Origin of the sequence: Streptomyces sp. NBC_00299 (assembly GCF_036173045.1) — a bacterium.
GTDB lineage: Bacteria > Actinomycetota > Actinomycetes > Streptomycetales > Streptomycetaceae > Streptomyces > Streptomyces machairae.
The window spans coordinates 2,617,044-2,633,101 of record NZ_CP108039.1; the positions used below are offsets into that span (position 1 = coordinate 2,617,044).

Below are 16,058 nucleotides of genomic sequence, written 5' to 3' on the forward strand. Positions count from 1 at the left end.
CGACGCTAGGACAGCCACTCAGCCACGTCTTGTACGTTCTTGCGCTCCCGCTGATAGGCCCCCGGCGGAACGCCGACGATCCGGCTGAAGTGCCGATTCAGATGCGGCTGATCGGTGAACCCCACAGCAACGGCCGCCTCCGCCGGCGAGACCCCCGCATCCAGCATCCGCCGGGCCCGCCGCACGCGCGCATCGGTCAGCCACGTATGCGGCGGCATCCCGTACAGATCCCGAAACGCCCGCAGCAAGGCAAACGGACCGGTACCGAGATCGACAGCCAGCCTCTCCAGACTGGGCGGCCCAGCCATCCGCCCCTCCAGCACCTCACGCGCGCGTACGGCGACCCGAGCCCCGGCCGTCCGCACCTCCCGCTGCGGCAGCGCCCCACCGTTCAATCGCAGCAGCCTGGTCACGGCCACCCGAAGCAACGTGTCGGCGGCCAGCGCATTCCCCTCATCCGCAGCCCGCAACACCTGATGCACCAGCCCCACGGCATACGCATCATCGAGCACCGGCCTCACGAACCCCGGCGTCCCCCGAATAGCAGTGGTCTCCCTCGCGATCTCGGCGACCACCTCGGGCGACGGATAGACGGCCCCGTACTGCCACCCCTCAGGAACCCCGGCCCGCCCGGTATGCGGCGTCTCCGGATTGACCAACGCAAGCGCACCGGCCCCGGCGTACTGATCAGCACCCCGACAGTGAAAGACCTCCACACCATCGGCGATGGCGGCGATCACGAAGTTCTCATGGGTATGCCGCACAAACGTCTTCTGCACATACCTGGCCCGCAGCAGATCAACACCGGGCAAGTCGGCGTACTGCCAGTGCCGCGCCCGCTCACCCGAACCTGCCATGCCTCCATTCTCCGCGACGGCGAGACACGACCGCCCGGCGCACCTCCGCGGCGCAGGACCCGCGTACGGCGGCAAGGGGACGTGCCGGGGGGTGTCCGCCCGCAGCGGCGGGCGTCAACAAACAGCACCTCTCAAGGCACAGCAACCGCCCGACCGAGGACGGACACCCCCCGGCACGGCCCCGATCCACAAACGCACCGAGGCGCTACGCGCACCCCCACCGAACCCGCACAGGCCGCCGCAGGCATCACGCCCAACCGCCGGAGGCAGGACGCACCGCCGCCCCGACCACATTTCCCCAGCTCAGCCACGTTGTCAGTCCCCGGGTGCAGGATGGACGCATGGTCAGCAACCCGCACCAAGCCCTAGCCGGCTTCTCCCCCGCCACCCGAGGCTGGTTCACGGGCGCATTCTCCGCGCCCACCGCAGCCCAGGCAGGCGCGTGGCAGGCCATCCACGAGGGCTCGGACGTGCTGGTCGTAGCCCCCACCGGCTCCGGCAAAACCCTGGCCGCCTTCCTCGCCGCCCTGGACCAGCTGGCCGCCACACCCCCACCGGCAGACCCCAAGAAGCGCTGCCGAGTCCTCTACGTCTCCCCCCTCAAGGCCCTGGCGGTCGACGTCGAGCGCAACCTCCGCAGCCCCCTGACCGGCATCCGCCAGGAATCCGTACGCCTGGGCCTCCCCGAGCCCGAGGTAAAGGTCGGCATCCGCTCCGGCGACACTCCCGCCGCAGAGCGCCGAGCCCTGTCGACCCGCCCCCCGGACATCCTCATCACGACCCCCGAGTCCCTCTTCCTGATGCTGACGTCAGCGACACGCGACGCCCTGACCGGCATCGAGACGGTGATCCTGGACGAGGTCCATGCGGTGGCGGGCACCAAGCGCGGCGCCCACCTGGCGCTCACCCTGGAGCGCCTGGACGAGCTGCTCCCGAAGCCGGCCCGCCGCATCGGCCTCTCCGCGACCGTCCGCCCGGTCGAAGAGATCGCCCGCTACCTCTCCCCCCGCCGCAAGGTGGAGATCGTCCAGCCGAAGTCGGGCAAGGAGTTCGACCTCTCGGTCGTGGTCCCCGTCGAGGACCTCGGCGAGCTGGGCGGCTCCCCGGTCGCCGAGGGCTCCGAAGGCGCGGAACGCCCCTCGATCTGGCCCCACGTGGAGGAGCGGATCACCGACCTGGTCCAGGCGCACCGCTCCACCATCGTCTTCGCCAACTCCCGCCGCCTGGCGGAGCGCCTGTGCAACCGCCTCAACGAGATCGCCTACGAGCGGGCCACCGGCGAACCCCTGGACGAGCACCACGCCCCGGCCGAGCTCATGGGCGGCTCGGGCGCAGCCCAGGGCGCGCCCCCGGTCATCGCCCGTGCCCACCACGGCTCGGTCTCCAAGGAGCAGCGCGCCCTGGTCGAGGAGGACCTCAAAGCAGGCCGCCTTCCCGCCGTCGTGGCCACTTCCAGCCTCGAACTGGGCATCGACATGGGCGCCGTCGACCTCGTCGTCCAGGTCGAGTCACCGCCCTCCGTGGCCTCAGGCCTCCAGCGCGTGGGCCGCGCAGGTCACCAGGTGGGCGCCGTCTCCACCGGCGTGGTCTTCCCGAAGTACCGCGGCGACCTCGTCCAGGCAGCCGTGGTCACCGAGAGGATGCGCACCGGGTCCATCGAGTCCCTGAAGGTCCCGGCCAATCCCCTGGATGTCCTCGCCCAGCAACTCGTCGCCATGACGGCGATGGACACCTGGCAGGTCGACGACCTCCTCACCATGGTCCGCCGAGCCGCCCCCTTCGCGTCGCTCCCCGAATCCGCGTTCACCGCGGTCCTCGACATGCTCGCCGGCCGCTACCCGTCGGACGCGTTCGCCGAGCTCCGCCCGCGCGTGGTCTGGGACCGGGTCGCCGGCACGATCACCGGCCGCCCTGGCGCACAGCGCCTGGCCGTCACCTCCGGAGGCACCATCCCGGACCGCGGCCTGTTCGGTGTCTTCCTCGCCGGGGCGGACCCCAAGAAGGGCGGTGGCCGGGTCGGCGAGCTCGACGAGGAGATGGTCTACGAGTCCCGCGTCGGGGACGTCTTCACGCTCGGCACCAGTTCCTGGCGCATCGAGGACATCACCCGCGACCGCGTCCTGGTCTCCCCCGCACCGGGCGTACCGGGCCGCCTCCCCTTCTGGAAGGGCGACCAGCTGGGCCGCCCCCTCGAACTGGGCCGTGCGGTGGGCGCGTTCCTGCGCGAGGTCGGCTCGCTGCCCAAGGAGGACGCCCGCCTGCGCCTCCTCACGGCAGGCCTGGACGCCTGGGCGGCCGACAACGTCCTGTCCTACCTGGACGAGCAGCGCGAGGCCTGCGGCCACATCCCGGACGACCGCACGATCGTCGTCGAACGCTTCCGTGACGAACTCGGCGACTGGCGCGTCGTCGTGCACTCCCCCTTCGGCGCCCAGGTCCACGCCCCCTGGGCACTCGCCCTGGGCGCGAAGCTCTCCGAGCGGTACGGCATGGACGCGCAGGTCATGCACGCCGACGACGGCATCGTGCTGCGCCTGCCCGACGCCGACCTCATGGGCCTGGACCTGCTCGACCAGGAGCCGCGAAAGGCAGGCACGGAGTACGACGCCGACCAGGCGCCCGTCGGCGCGGCGGACGTCGTCTTCGACAAGGGCGACGTCGACCAGATCGTCACCGACCAGGTAGGCGGCTCGGCCCTGTTCGCGTCCCGCTTCCGCGAGTGCGCCGCCCGCGCGCTGCTGCTGCCGCGCCGCAACCCCGGCAAGCGCACCCCGCTGTGGCAACAGCGCCAGCGCGCCGCCCAACTGCTTCAGGTCGCCGGCGAGTTCGGCTCGTTCCCGATCGTGCTGGAGGCGGTCCGCGAATGCCTCCAGGACGTCTTCGACGTTCCCGGCCTGACCGAGCTGATGGGCGACCTCGAGGCCCGCAAGGTACGCCTCGTCGAGGTCACCACCCCCGAGCCGTCCCCGTTCGCGCGCTCCCTCCTCTTCGGGTATGTCGCCCAGTTCCTGTACGAGGGAGACTCCCCGCTCGCCGAGCGCCGCGCCGCCGCCCTGTCGCTGGACTCGCGTCTGCTGGCCGAGCTGCTGGGCCAGGCGGAGCTGCGGGAACTGCTCGACGCCGAGGTGCTGACCGAGCTGGAGCAAGAGCTCCAGTGGCTCACCGAGGACCGCCGCGTCAAGGACGTCGAAGGCGTCGCGGACGTCCTTCGCCTCCTCGGCCCGCTCACGGACGCCGAGCTGGTCGAGCGCGGCGCCGAGCCGCAGTGGGCCCAGGAGTTGGCCGGCGCCCGCCGCGCCATCAAGGTCCGCATCGCCGGCACGGACCACTGGGCGGCGATCGAGGACTCGGGCCGCCTGCGCGACGCGCTCGGCACGGCACTGCCGGTCGGCGTCCCCGAGGCCTTCACCGAACCGGTCAAGGACCCGCTCGGCGACCTCCTCGCGCGCTATGCCCGCACCCACGGCCCGTTCACGTCGGCCACAGCGGCGGCCCGCTTCGGCCTGGGCGCCGCGATCACCGACGGCGCCCTCCAGCGGCTGGCGGCGAGCGGACGGGTCGTACAAGGCGAGTTCCACCCGGCCGGCATCGGCCAGGAGTGGTGCGACGCCACGGTCCTGCGTCGCCTGCGCCGCCGCTCCCTCGCTGCCCTGCGTCATGAGCTGGAGCCGGTGCCACCGGCCGCGCTCGCGCAGTTCCTGCCGCAGTGGCAGCACATCGGCAAGGGCCATGGGCTGCGCGGCATCGATGGACTGGTCCGCGCCATCGAGCAGTTGCAGGGCGCGTCCGTGCCCGCGTCCGCCCTGGAGAAACTCGTCCTGCCGTCCCGCGTCGCGAACTACACCCCCGCGATGCTCGACGAACTCACCGCCGCCGGCGAGGTCGTCTGGGCCGGAGCGGGCTCACTGCCCGGCAAGGACGGGTGGGTGTCCCTCTACATGGCGGACGCGGCCCCCCTGCTCCTGGCGCAGCCCCACCCCCTGGAGCTGACGGCACTGCACCAGTCCGTCCTGGACGCCCTGTCCGGCGGCTACGGCCTGTTCTTCCGCCAGATCACCGACCAGGTCCGCGCCACCACGCACCCCGACGTCACCGACCCCCAACTCGCCGACGTCCTCTGGGAGCTGGCCTGGTCCGGCCGCCTCACGAACGACACGCTCGCACCCATGCGCTCCCTGCTGGGCTCGGGCCGCACCGCGGGCTCCACGGCCCACCGCGCCAAGCGCACCGTCCCACGCGGGCGCTACGGCTCGCTCACGTCCTCCGCCCGCCCCCCGTCCCGCACCGGCCCCCCAACCGCCGCCGGCCGCTGGTCCCTGCTCCCGGCCCACGAGCCGGACCCCACAGTGCGGGCCCATGCCCTGGCCCGCGCGCTCCTCGACCGGCACGGCGTGGTGACCCGGGGAGCGGTCGCCGCCGAGGGCGTCGAGGGCGGCTTCTCGGCGATGTACCGCATCCTGTCCGCCTTCGAGGAGAGCGGACAGGCGCGTCGCGGCTATGTGGTCGAGGGACTCGGCGCCGCGCAGTTCGCCATGGACGGCGCGGTGGACCGCCTGCGCGCCGTCGCCAACGCCCGCGAACGCGGCGAAGCCCTGCCCGGCCCCAGCACTCCCGACAGCGACGGCGCCCCCATCGGCTACGGCGGACCTGACACGCACGGCCCCCTCGACGGCTTCGGCACTCCCGGCGCCGACCAGGGCAACACCCCAGCGTGGGACAACGCCGCGTGGGACAACCCCGACGGCACGCCCGCGTACGACATCCCCGACCTCGACCACGACTTCCTGGACGCCCACCTCGGTCCGGGCGACTACGTCTCGCCCCGCGATCTCGCCTCCCCGGGCGACCGACGCACCCCACAGGGCCCCGCGTGGCGCAACGGCGGCCCCCGATTCGGCCCAGGCCCCGGCCCCGGCCCCGGCCGCCCAGGCTCCGGTGCCCGCCACTCCCGCCCCGCCGCCGACACCCGGGCCGTCGTCCTCGCCGCCGCCGACCCGGCCAACGCGTACGGCGCCGCCCTCGCCTGGCCCGAGCCCCCGACCGGCGCCGGACACAAGCCGGGCCGCAAGGCGGGCTCCCTCGTCGTACTCGTCGACGGCGAGCTGACCCTCTACATGGAGCGCGGCGGCAAGACCCTGCTGGCCTGGCCCTCGGCCCCGGACACCGAGCCCACCGACGACCCCCGCCTGCACACGGCAGCAGAGGCCCTCGCCGCAGCCGCCCGCGCGGGCTCCCTCGGCACCGTCACGGTGGAGCGCGTGAACGGCGCCGCGGCCCTGACGTCCCCCATAGGCACTCTCCTGGAAGGCGCGGGCTTCATCGCAACACCCCGAGGCCTACGCCTACGCGCCTGACCCGAGCTATCAGACGAGGCAGCCCGGCCGCTCAACCCGGCCGTACCCAAGCCCGTAACCCGGCCCAACCCGAGCCCGTACGACCAGCTCACGCCCGTACCACCAGCCCGAGCCCCAGCCTCCCCCACGAGCCCCACCGACCCTGCGATCCGACCCACCCCACACCCCCACCCCACACAGCCGCACCCCACACCCCGCCCCCCATGCCACCCTTGACCCATGCCCGAAGGAGACACGGTCTGGCAGACAGCGAAGCGGCTGCACACGGCCCTCGCGGGCGAGATGCTGACCGTCAGCGACTTCCGGGTACCGAGGTACGCCACGGTCGACCTCACGGGCCGCACCGTCCTGGACGTCACGCCGCGAGGCAAACACCTCCTCACCCGCATCGAGGGCGGCCTGACGGTCCACACGCACCTCGGGATGGAAGGTTCCTGGAAGGTGTTCGCCGACCAGGAGCGCTGGACGGGCGGCCCCGCCCACCAGATCCGTGTGGTCCTCGCCGCCGCCGACGCCCGCCCCGGCCGCACAGCCGTCGGGTACCGCCTCCCCGTCCTCGACCTCCTGCGCACCACCGAGGAACACCGCGCAGTGGGCCACCTCGGCCCCGACCTCCTGGGCCCGGACTGGGCACCTGACCGCGCCCTCGCCAACCTCCTGGCCGACCCCGCCCGCCCGCTCGGCGAGGCCCTGCTGGACCAGCGCAACCTCGCCGGCATCGGCAATGTCTACAAGAGCGAGCTCTGCTTCCTGCTCCGAGTCACCCCCTGGCTCCCCGTCGGCGCACTCCCGGTCGAGCACGCAGCGCAACTGCCCGTACTCGCCAAGAAACTCCTGGAAGCCAACCGCGACCGCCCGATCCGCAGTACGACGGGCCGCCGCGGCCAGGACCTCTTCGTGTACGGCCGTGCGAAGCGTCCCTGTCTGCGCTGCGGCACCGCCATCCGCGCGGCCGACCAGGGCGACGGTTCCCGCGAGCGCCCCACCTACTGGTGCCCGAACTGCCAGGCGGGCCCGGCCCCGAGCGCAACCGCTTCGCGCAGGGCTCCACGCACCGCCCGAGGGCCCCGCTCGCCGGAGCGGGGCAGCACTCCACCTCGTACCACTAATTGACGACCCGTCAGAACTCCTCGTACCGTCCTTTCATGGCCGTCAAGGCGTACGACCTCACCGGACGCACCGCATTCGTCACCGGCGCCGCCAGCGGCATCGGCCGTGCCTCGGCCGCCCTCCTCGCCGAGGCCGGCGCAACCGTGCACTGCGCCGACCGCGACGCACAGGGCCTCCACGACACGGCGACCCTGATCAAAACGAACGGCGGCGCCGCCCACACCCATCACCTCGACGTGACCGACCGCGAGCAGCTCCGTCAGGCCGTCGCGTCCTGCGACCGACTCGACGTGATGGCCGCGGTCGCCGGGATCATGCACAGCAGCCCGGTCCTGGAGACCCGCGACGAGGACCTCGACCGGGTACTGAACGTCAACTTCAAGGGAGTGCTGTACGCCTGCCAGGAGGCGGCCCGCGCGATGCGCGCCCAAGACATCAGAGGCAGCATCGTCACCATGGCCTCCGGCGCCGTGGACACCGGCGGCCCGGGCCTGCTCTGCTACGGGGCAGCCAAGGCGGCCGTCGTGCAGCTGACCAAGACACTGGCGACGGAGATGGGCCCGCACGGCATCCGCGTCAACGCGGTCGCCCCGGGCTGGATCCGCACCCCCATGACCGACCGCCACGACGGCGCGGCCCAGACACACACCGAGGCACTCATGGCCCGTATGTCGCCGCTGGGTCGGGTCGGTGAAGCGGAGGACATCGCGCACGCGGTGCTGCACCTGGCGTCCGACGCCTCGTCCTTCACTACGGGGCAGATCCTGCGTCCGAACGGTGGTGCGGCGATGCCGTGGTAACCCGCCCCGCCTGCCAGGCCTGAGCCCACCGCCGTGAGTCGACGGCTCCCGCGGCTCGCCCCTTCGGCACACAGTGCACCGGCAACAGACTCAGCCCCCACCCTCCCGCGGCGACGGCGCCCTCCAGCACCCCCGCGCCGGGCGCCAGGGCGAGCCGCAGCACGGCCCACCACCACAGCGCCCCGAACCCGAGGGTCACCCCCCAGCGCGCTATCGGCCGTGCCATCCGCTCACCTCCAGCCCGAGGCTAGGCCGCCCGTTCACCCGCCGGGAGGGCGCACCGGCGGCACACGGATGCAGCGCGGGCCAACGTCATCACAGCGCGTCATGCGCCGATCACACCCTCCACCATGACCGCCGGGCCCCACACCGGCAAACGGACGCCGCAAGGCGCCACGAGGCCGTGCCAGGTGCCGCCGCGCAGCACAAAAGTCCCCCAGACAGCACGAAACCCCGACCGCACTCCCCCAGATCTCCCTGGAGAAGGCCCGGCCGGGGCCCCCACACACATCTCAGCGCACGGTCAAACCACGCGCGCGACGATCACTGTCAGGCGGCGACCACGTCGACCGCCTCGGAAGGCGCCTTGATGGTCACCCGTTCCGGTGGCACACCGGCCACCGACACGGAACCCAGCATCGGGCGGACCGACCTGGGTACAGGTTCGCTCGGGGTGGCCGCAGCAGACTGGGCCAGCTCGGCGAGGGCGAGCTCGTCGCTCACTTCCCGCATGAGCTCGGACATCCGTACGTCAAGCGCGTCGCAGATCGCGGAAAGCAGCTCGGAGGAAGCCTCCTTCTGCCCCCGCTCCACCTCGGAGAGATAGCCGAGCGAGACTCGGGCGGACGAGGAGACTTCGCGCAGAGTACGGCCCTGGCGCTGGCGCTGCCGACGCAGCACGTCACCCAGCAGGCGACGGAGCAGAATCATCGGTGGCTCCCTCCTCGGACCGCGTAGCCGCATCCTTCACGCCCCACCGTACCGCCTTGCGCCGCGGCCGTGCGGGGAGCGATGTCGTGTTCACTCAGGGCTGCAAACATCAAAACCCCCCGTTCTGTTCCGTATCCTGTGCCCGCTCATTCCCACTGTGTTCGCTCGCAAGCTCCTTCAGGAGGAGCGCGAGTACGCTCCGTACACTCTCCATACGAATTTCCGCGCGGTCGCCGTTCAACCGCAGTGCCTCCACTTTTCCGCCACCGGCGGAACCGGAACCGTGGTCGGCGGGTCCGTCCACGGCGACGAAGACGGTCCCCACGGGCTGTCCGTCCTGCTCCTCGGGTCCCGCTACGCCGGTCGTGGCAATGCCCCAGTCGGCTCCCAGCGCCTTCCGCACACCGGCTGCCATCTGGGCCGCGACCTGCGGATTCACGGCTCCATGCCGTGCCAGCAAAGTGGCGTCGACGCCGAGCAGCTCATGCTTCAGTTCGGTGGCGTAGGCGGTGACCGATCCCCGGAAGGCCTTGGAGGCCCCGGGGGCGGCTGTGATTTCCGCCGCAACCAGTCCGCCGGTCAGCGACTCGGCGACAGCGAGCGTCTTGCCTTTCACTGTGAGTAGTCGCACTACGTCGGCGGCCGGAGACCTCACGCTTCCGTCTCCTCCAACGCGGCCTTGCGCTCTGCGATTCCTTGCCTGCGCAGCACAATGGCTTGTCTCACATAGTCGAGCCCGGTCACCACGGTCAGGATGACCGCCGCGGCCATCACCCACCACCGCAGGGTGGCCAGCCACCCCGTCAGCGCCAGGATGTACATCCCGACAGCCACGCCCTGCGTCAGGGTCTTGAGCTTGCCGCCGCGGCTCGCCGGAATCACGCCGTACCGGATGACGATGAAACGAAGCAGCGTGATCCCGAGTTCCCGGCCGAGGATGATGCCCGTCACCCACCACGGCAGATCGCCGAGCGCGGACAGACAGATCAGCGCCGCCCCCATGATCGCCTTGTCGGCGATGGGATCGGCGATCTTCCCGAAGTCGGTGACGAGGTTGTACGCGCGCGCCAGGTGACCGTCGAAGAGGTCGGTGATCATGGCGATGGCGAAGGCCGCCCAGGCCAGCGAGCGCCACGCCGGGTCGTATCCGCCGTCGGCCAGCATCAGCGCCACGAACGCGGGCACGAGGACCAGCCGGAGCATGGTCAGGAGGTTGGCGACGTTCCAGACGCTTGCCTGATTGACGGCCGCGGCCGCGATCTTCCCGCCGCGCGCGGGCTTCGTACCGCCGGGGACGCCCCCTTCGGCGCCGCCCGTCATCGAGCCGCCGGCCGCCTTCGAACCGGTCGCCTTCGAACCGCCCGCCTTCGGGCCCCCGGCCTTGGACGAACCCACCGCACTCGCTCTGCCTGCCGCACCCGCCGGGGAGGAGCCACCCGCGGCGGACGCCGGAACTCCGGTCATCTGCCAGCCTCCTCACTACACGCGAGCGTGCCCTGCAGCGGCTCGGCCACGAGGTCGACACCTTCCGTACCGACCACCTTCGCCTCGACCATACGACCGATGCTCAGTCCCTCGCCGCTCGTGAGCAGCACCTGGCCGTCCGTCTCCGGTGCCTGATGGGCCGCACGGCCGTACGCACCCTCCGCGTCCTCGGCGTCGACCGACTCGACGAGCACGTGCAGCGTCTCCCCGAGGCGCTCCTCGGCCCGCTGCGAGACGAGTTCCTCCGCGAGCCGGGAGACACGTGCCAGCCGCTCGGCGACGACGTCCTCGTCGAGCTTGTTCTCGTAGGTGGCGGCCTCGGTGCCGTCCTCGTCGGAGTAGCCGAAGACGCCGATGGCGTCCAGACGCGCGCCGTTCAGGAAGCGCTCCAGCTCGGCGAGGTCGGCCTCGGTCTCGCCGGGGAAGCCGACGATGAAGTTGGAGCGCACACCGGCCTGCGGTGCCTTGCCGCGGATGGTGTCGAGCAACTCCAGGAAGCGGTCGGTGTCCCCGAAGCGGCGCATCGAGCGCAGTACGTCGGGAGCGGAGTGCTGGAAGGACAGGTCGAAGTACGGGGCGATCTTCGGCGTCGAGGTCAGCACGTCGATGAGGCCGGGCCGCATCTCGGCCGGCTGGAGGTAGCTGACGCGGACACGCTCGATGCCGTCGACCTCGGCGAGCTCCGGCAGGAGGGACTCCAGCAGGCGGATGTCGCCCAGGTCCTTGCCGTACGAGGTGTTGTTCTCGGAGACCAGCATGATCTCCTTCACACCCTGTTCGGCCAGCCACCGGGTCTCGTTCAGCACGTCGCTGGGGCGGCGGGAGATGAAGGAGCCGCGGAAGGACGGGATGGCGCAGAAGGAGCAGCGCCGGTCGCAGCCGGAGGCGAGCTTCACCGAGGCGACCGGGGCGCCGTCGAGGCGGCGGCGCAGGGGCGCGCGGGGACCGGAGGCCGGGGCGAGCCCGTCCGGGAGGTCGACGGGCGCGTGCCCGGGGAGCGCGACGTCGGCTGCGGACTCCTGCCGCTCGGCCGGGCTGATCGGCAACAGCTTGCGGCGGTCGCGCGGGGTGTGTGCGGCGTGGATGCCGCCGTTCAGGATGGTCTGCAGGCGGTCCGAGATGTTGGAGTAGTCGTCGAAGCCGAGCACGCCGTCGGCCTCGGGGAGGGCCTCGGCGAGCTCCTTGCCGTACCGCTCGGCCATACAGCCCACCGCCACGACGGCCTGGGTTCTCCCATGCCCCTTGAGGTCGTTGGCCTCCAGGAGGGCGTCGACGGAGTCCTTCTTGGCGGCGTCGACGAAGCCACACGTGTTGACGACGGCGACATCCGCGTCCCCGGCGTCCTCCACGAGGTCCCAGCCGTCCGCCTCCAAGCGGCCTGCGAGCTCCTCCGAGTCCACCTCGTTACGGGCGCAGCCAAGAGTGACGAGTGCGACGGTACGGCGTTCAGGCATGGGCTCAAGACTACTTTGTCTCACTGACAGCCCACGTCGACGGGGTTGGCCGATCTTGGCCAACCCCGTCCACAACCAAACCCTTGAGCCAGACTTATCCGGCCTGCGGGTCGCCCTTCGTGTACGTGAGGCGCTCCACGGCGCCCGGCTGCCAGTCGTCCTCGATCTTCTTGCCGTTGACGTAGAGGTCGATCGCGCCGGCGTCACCGAGGACGAGGTTGATCTTCTCACTGTCCTGGAACGTCTTGGAGTCGCCCTGCTTGAGGAGGCCGTCGAAGAGGAGCCGGCCGTTGTGGTCCTTGATGGCGACCCAGCTCCTTCCGTCGGCGGCGCTGACCTGGACGGTCACCTTGTCCTGGGGGACGGCGGCGATGGCGCTGTCCGACGGCTTCGGGTCCTTGGGCTTGTCGGTCTTCGGCGTGGCTGTGGTCTTGTCCGCCGTCGGCGTCGAGCCGCCTTCGGCGACCGCCGACTTGCCACCCTCGTCCTCGCCCTTGAACGCGGTGAACCCGACGAACCCGATCACGGCGACGATCGCGGCGACCATGGCCGCGGTCCAGTTGGGCCCGCGCCGCTCGGGGCGGATGCGCTCCGCCTCGAACAGGGGGGCAGCCGGGGTCGGCGCCGGTCGTCCGCCGTGCGAGTCGTCGTACTGGGCGAGCAGCGGGGCAGGATCGAGGTGGACGGCTTTGGCCAGGGTCCGGATGTGGCCACGGGCGTACACGTCACCGCCGCAGGCGGCGAAGTTGTCCGCTTCGATGGCATGCACGATGGCGATACGGACCCGGGTGGCGTTGGTGACGTCGTCGACAGTCAGCCCGGCATCGATACGGGCCTGCTGGAGGGCACGGCCGATCGAGGGGCGGGCTTCCTCGGACACGTCTTCGAACGGACGCTCGTCTTCAGGGGAGTTGCCGATGGACACGGGGGCGCCTTTCGAGCGTTTAAGCCACCTGTGCTGCAGGTTCAGTCTAGGGGGAGTACGAAAGGGTGGGGCAACCGGGCGGTAGGACTTTGTACGCCATCGGAATGGCCGGACACGCCGATGGTGGGAGTACGAGATTGTCGCGCTTCCCTCAACTTGACGTACGCCGAAGGGGAACGGTTGCTCAATGATCCCTTACGGGTGAGTCACGATCGGACATCGACTCATCACCCACCCGTCGTAGGCCATCACTGTGTCGCTTTTCCGCCCCGGACTCTTTTAAGCCTCCCCGCGGATCAGGGCGAGCACTCCGTCCAGCTCATCAGGTTTCACAAGAACGTCACGAGCCTTGGAGCCCTCGCTCGGTCCGACGATGTTGCGGGACTCCATGAGGTCCATCAGCCGCCCCGCCTTGGCGAAACCGACCCGCAGCTTGCGCTGGAGCATCGACGTCGAACCGAACTGCGTGGAGACCACGAGCTCGGCCGCCTGGCACAGCAGATCGAGGTCGTCACCGATGTCCTCGTCGATCTCCTTCTTCTGCTTCGTCCCCACGACGACGTCGTCCCGGAAGACCGGAGCCATCTGGTCCTTGCAGTGCTGGACGACGACCGCGACCTCTTCCTCGGTCACGAACGCGCCCTGCATACGTGTGGGCTTGTTGGCACCCATCGGCAGGAACAGCCCGTCGCCCTTGCCGATCAGCTTCTCCGCGCCGGGCTGATCGAGGATGACGCGCGAGTCCGCGAGCGAGGACGTGGCGAATGCGAGCCGTGAGGGGACGTTCGCCTTGATGAGACCGGTGACGACGTCGACCGACGGCCGCTGCGTGGCGAGCACCAGGTGGATGCCGGCCGCGCGCGCGAGCTGCGTGATCCGCACGATCGCGTCCTCGACGTCGCGCGGCGCGACCATCATCAGGTCGGCGAGCTCATCCACGATGACCAGCAGGTACGGGTACGGCTGAAGCTCGCGCTCACTGCCCTCGGGCGATTTCACCTTGCCGTTGCGAACGGCTTCGTTGAAGTCGTCGATGTGCCGGTAGCCGTACGCAGCCAGGTCGTCGTACCGGAGGTCCATCTCCCGTACGACCCACTGGAGCGCCTCGGCGGCCCGCTTCGGGTTGGTGATGATCGGCGTGATCAGGTGCGGGATGCCCTCGTACGCGGTCAGCTCGACGCGCTTGGGGTCGACCAGGACCATGCGGACGTCCTCCGGGGTCGCCCGCATCATCACCGAAGTGATCAAGCAGTTAATGCAGGACGACTTACCGGAACCGGTCGCACCGGCGACCAGCACATGCGGCATTTTCGCGATATTGGCCATCACGTAGCCGCCCTCGACGTCCTTGCCGAGCGCGACCAGCATCGGGTGGTCGTCCTCGGCGGCGGCCGCGAGGCGCAGCACGTCACCGAGGTTGACCATCTCGCGGTCGGTGTTGGGGATCTCGATGCCGACCGCGGACTTGCCGGGGATCGGGCTGATGATCCGCACGTCCGGGCTGGCGACCGCGTACGCGATGTTCTTCGTCAGCGCGGTGATCCGCTCGACCTTCACGGCCGGCCCGAGCTCGACCTCGTAGCGCGTGACCGTCGGCCCGCGCGTGAAGCCGGTGACGCGGGCGTCGACCTTGAACTCGGTGAAGACGGTGGTGAGCGACTCGACGATGGCGTCGTTGGCGGCGCTGCGCGACTTGCCGGGGCCGCCGCGCTCGAGCAGGTCGAGCGACGGGAGCGAGTACGTGATGTCGCCGGACAGCTGGAGCTGTTCGGCGCGCGAGGGCAGGTCGCGCATCTGCTCGGGTGCGGCCTTGGTGAGGTCCGGAACCTCGGCCTTGCTGAGGTTCGTCACCTCGGACTTGGGGAGCTTCTCCTGCTTGGGCCGCGCAGCCGGGACCGGCGTCGGCACCGGGGTGGTCTCCGCGCGGTCGCCCACGCTCACGCCCTGGGTGAGGTCGGCGACGATCGGCGAGGGCGGCATCCCGTGCAGGACGGCGCCGTCGAGCGCGGCAGCGGCGGCCGCGGCGACGTCCACAGCGTCCATGGGACGTTCCATCTCGGGCTGCGGCACCGCGGAGCGCCTCGGACGGCCGCGACGCCGCGAGAGGGCCTCCTGCTCGGCGCTGTCGGGGTCGTACGCCTCGGGGGCCGGACGGCGCTTGCGACCACGCGCCGCGGGCAGCGATTCGCGCCACTGGTCGTCGTAGCGCTCGTCGTCGGTGTACTCGTCGTCCTCTGCGGGGTCGGGCAGGATCCCGAGCTTCACACCGAGCAGTCGCAGCCGCTGCGGGATGGCGTTGACCGGGGTGGCCGTGACGACCAGCAGACCGAAGATCGTGAGCAGCACGAGCAGCGGTACGGCGAGGACCTCGCCCATGGTGTACGTCAGCGGAGTCGCCGCGCCCCAGCCGATCAGCCCGCCGGCGTCCCTTATGGCCTGCATGCCGTCGCTGCGGGCGGGCGAGCCGACGGCGACGTGGACCTGGCCGAGTACGCCGATGACGAGCGCGGACAGGCCGATGACGATTCGGCCGTTGGCCTCGGGCTGCTCGGGGTGCCGGATGAACCGTACGGCGATGACCGCGAGCAGTATCGGCACCAGCAGGTCGAGCCGGCCGAAGGCGCCGGTCACGATGATCTCGACGAGGTCGCCGACGGGGCCGCGCAGGTTGGACCAGGTGCCGGCGGCGACGATCAGCGCGAGCCCGAGGAGCAACAGCGCGATGCCGTCCTTGCGATGGGCGGGGTCGAGGTTCTTCGCGCCCTGCCCTATGCCGCGGAAGACCGCGCCGACCGCGTGTGCGAGCCCGAGCCAGACGGCGCGTACGAGGCGGTAGATGCCCCCGGTGGGATTGGGCGCCGGCTTGGGCGCGGGCGCGACTTTCTTCGCCCCGCCCTTCTTTGCCGGCGCCTTCTTCGCGGGGGCTTTCTTGGCGGCGGCCTTCTTCGCCGGAGCCTTCGCCGAAGCGGCCGCCTTCTTTGCGGGCGGCTTCTTGGCTGCGGAGGGACGTGAGGCCATGGGTGTGAGGTTACCGGTGGAGAAGACAGCGGACACGTGTGCCCACTGCTTCACCCGTTCGTGTCGCCCTTGCGGGGGCGGTGAACTGACGCCGGTTCACGAGCCGGTCACGCGCCGGACGGCCC

Annotated in this window: 11 protein-coding genes; 3 read left to right on the plus strand and 8 right to left on the minus strand. The window is 71.0% G+C overall.

Annotation, left to right across the window (positions count from 1 at the left end; genetic code table 11):
• Nucleotides 1-5 precede the first annotated feature (5 nt).
• Complete coding sequence (locus OHT51_RS11400) at nucleotides 6-857, minus strand: AraC family transcriptional regulator (RefSeq protein WP_328878802.1); 852 nt, start codon at nucleotides 855-857, stop codon at nucleotides 6-8.
• 341 nt (nucleotides 858-1,198) lie between these two features.
• On the opposite strand from OHT51_RS11400, the gene OHT51_RS11405 reads away from it, so the two are divergent.
• The 3 genes from OHT51_RS11405 (at nucleotide 1,199) to OHT51_RS11415 (ending at nucleotide 8,121) form a co-directional block, all read left to right on the plus strand.
• On the plus strand, nucleotides 1,199-6,211 hold the full coding sequence (locus OHT51_RS11405; RefSeq protein WP_328878803.1) for an ATP-dependent helicase: 5,013 nt from the start codon (nucleotides 1,199-1,201) through the stop codon (nucleotides 6,209-6,211).
• 219 nt (nucleotides 6,212-6,430) lie between these two features.
• Nucleotides 6,431-7,324, plus strand: coding sequence for an Fpg/Nei family DNA glycosylase (locus tag OHT51_RS11410; RefSeq protein WP_328878804.1), 894 nt, complete (start codon nucleotides 6,431-6,433; stop codon nucleotides 7,322-7,324).
• Nucleotides 7,325-7,356: 32 nt separating this feature from the next.
• Nucleotides 7,357-8,121: an SDR family NAD(P)-dependent oxidoreductase gene (locus tag OHT51_RS11415; protein ID WP_328878805.1), complete on the plus strand. Its 765-nt coding sequence runs from the start codon at nucleotides 7,357-7,359 to the stop codon at nucleotides 8,119-8,121.
• On the opposite strand, the gene OHT51_RS11420 is transcribed toward OHT51_RS11415, so the two are convergent.
• The 7 genes from OHT51_RS11420 to OHT51_RS11450 form a co-directional block, all read right to left on the minus strand.
• Nucleotides 8,072-8,347 (minus strand): hypothetical protein, encoded by a 276-nt coding sequence (locus tag OHT51_RS11420; protein ID WP_328878806.1) that lies wholly within the window; start codon nucleotides 8,345-8,347, stop codon nucleotides 8,072-8,074. The two genes, OHT51_RS11415 and OHT51_RS11420, sit on opposite strands and share 50 nt — an antisense overlap.
• 323 nt (nucleotides 8,348-8,670) lie before the next feature.
• On the minus strand, nucleotides 8,671-9,051 hold the full coding sequence (locus OHT51_RS11425) for a helix-turn-helix domain-containing protein (protein WP_328878807.1): 381 nt from the start codon (nucleotides 9,049-9,051) through the stop codon (nucleotides 8,671-8,673).
• A gap of 109 nt (nucleotides 9,052-9,160) precedes the next feature.
• Nucleotides 9,161-9,706: a CinA family protein gene (locus OHT51_RS11430; protein ID WP_328878808.1), complete on the minus strand. Its 546-nt coding sequence runs from the start codon at nucleotides 9,704-9,706 to the stop codon at nucleotides 9,161-9,163.
• A complete protein-coding gene (gene pgsA, locus OHT51_RS11435; RefSeq protein WP_328878809.1) occupies nucleotides 9,703-10,515 on the minus strand; it encodes a CDP-diacylglycerol--glycerol-3-phosphate 3-phosphatidyltransferase in 813 nt (270 codons plus the stop codon). Before pgsA ends, OHT51_RS11430 begins: the two co-directional genes overlap by 4 nt.
• A complete protein-coding gene (gene rimO, locus OHT51_RS11440; protein ID WP_328878810.1) occupies nucleotides 10,512-11,990 on the minus strand; it encodes a 30S ribosomal protein S12 methylthiotransferase RimO in 1,479 nt (492 codons plus the stop codon). The genes pgsA and rimO overlap by 4 nt, the downstream gene beginning before the upstream one ends.
• A 94-nt stretch (nucleotides 11,991-12,084) precedes the next feature.
• Nucleotides 12,085-12,915 carry a helix-turn-helix domain-containing protein gene (locus OHT51_RS11445; protein ID WP_328878811.1) on the minus strand — a complete coding sequence of 277 codons (831 nt, stop codon included), beginning with the start codon at nucleotides 12,913-12,915 and terminating at the stop codon, nucleotides 12,085-12,087.
• Nucleotides 12,916-13,194: 279 nt separating this feature from the next.
• Nucleotides 13,195-15,933 (minus strand): DNA translocase FtsK, encoded by a 2,739-nt coding sequence (locus OHT51_RS11450; RefSeq protein WP_328878812.1) that lies wholly within the window; start codon nucleotides 15,931-15,933, stop codon nucleotides 13,195-13,197.
• Nucleotides 15,934-16,058 lie beyond the last annotated feature (125 nt).

Excerpts from the sequence above, each read along its gene's own strand:
- OHT51_RS11400 (WP_328878802.1), bottom strand. The coding sequence starts at position 857 with ATGGCAGGTTCGGGTGAGCGGGCGCGGCACTGGCAGTACGCCGACTTG.
- OHT51_RS11405 (WP_328878803.1), top strand. The coding sequence starts at position 1,199 with ATGGTCAGCAACCCGCACCAAGCCCTAGCCGGCTTCTCCCCCGCCACC.
- OHT51_RS11410 (WP_328878804.1), top strand. The coding sequence starts at position 6,431 with ATGCCCGAAGGAGACACGGTCTGGCAGACAGCGAAGCGGCTGCACACG.
- OHT51_RS11415 (WP_328878805.1), top strand. The coding sequence starts at position 7,357 with ATGGCCGTCAAGGCGTACGACCTCACCGGACGCACCGCATTCGTCACC.
- OHT51_RS11420 (WP_328878806.1), bottom strand. The coding sequence starts at position 8,347 with ATGGCACGGCCGATAGCGCGCTGGGGGGTGACCCTCGGGTTCGGGGCG.
- OHT51_RS11425 (WP_328878807.1), bottom strand. The coding sequence starts at position 9,051 with ATGATTCTGCTCCGTCGCCTGCTGGGTGACGTGCTGCGTCGGCAGCGC.
- pgsA (WP_328878809.1), bottom strand. The coding sequence starts at position 10,515 with ATGACCGGAGTTCCGGCGTCCGCCGCGGGTGGCTCCTCCCCGGCGGGT.
- rimO (WP_328878810.1), bottom strand. The coding sequence starts at position 11,990 with ATGCCTGAACGCCGTACCGTCGCACTCGTCACTCTTGGCTGCGCCCGT.
- OHT51_RS11450 (WP_328878812.1), bottom strand. The coding sequence starts at position 15,933 with ATGGCCTCACGTCCCTCCGCAGCCAAGAAGCCGCCCGCAAAGAAGGCG.